Below are 638 nucleotides of genomic sequence, written 5' to 3'. Positions count from 1 at the left end.
CCGACACCGCCGCCCGCGGCGAGTACCGCGACGGCGGGCGCGACCTTGCCCGCGCCGGCCAGAGCGAGGACCACACCCAGCGCCCGAAACCGCTCGGCCCCCTGCAGCAGCCCCTGCTCGGTGGCGAGCAGGCACAGCACCGGGCCGGGGGCCAGAGCGGCGGCCGTGGCCCACACCGGGGTGTTGAGCAGCAGGGACACCGGGACGACGACCAACGCCGCGACCACCGCGACCAGCAAAGCGACCCGCCTGCCGAGCGCGCGCAGAACATCGTGGCTGACACCGCGGACGTGCTCGCGGGCCACCACCGCCTGCAGCGCGAGCGAGGGCACGGCCACCAGCAGTTGCGCGGAGAGCAGGGCGGCGAACGCGCCATAGCCTTCGGGACCGAGCCACCGGGAGGCCGGGAGGTGCAGGAGGTAGGCGGCGATGTTGGCCAGCATCGACCCGGCCGTGACGGCGCCCGCGCCTGTCAGGACGCGCCTGGCGGCGAAGTCGGGTGCCGCCTCGCGTGCCTCGTGGTCCACATCGGTGATGGTAGGGGGCCGCCGCGTGGCCACCCCGGCGGGCCAGGCGACTCGGCTGCACCCCGGGCGACACGGCTGCACCCCGGGCGACGCGCTGGCGCCGGGTCGCCC

1 pseudogene is annotated in these 638 nt (G+C 76.6%); it reads right to left on the bottom strand.

Annotated elements, in window-relative coordinates:
• A pseudogene (locus HMPREF3086_RS03560) lies at positions 1-527 on the bottom strand (polysaccharide biosynthesis protein); the annotation flags it as partial.
• Positions 528-638 lie beyond the last annotated feature (111 nt).

The sequence above is a fragment of the Dietzia sp. HMSC21D01 genome, assembly GCF_001815995.1.
Taxonomy (GTDB): domain Bacteria; phylum Actinomycetota; class Actinomycetes; order Mycobacteriales; family Mycobacteriaceae; genus Dietzia; species Dietzia cinnamea.
The sequence above is the reverse complement of the archived record's forward strand: the minus strand, read 5'-3'. Positions and strand labels throughout refer to the sequence as shown.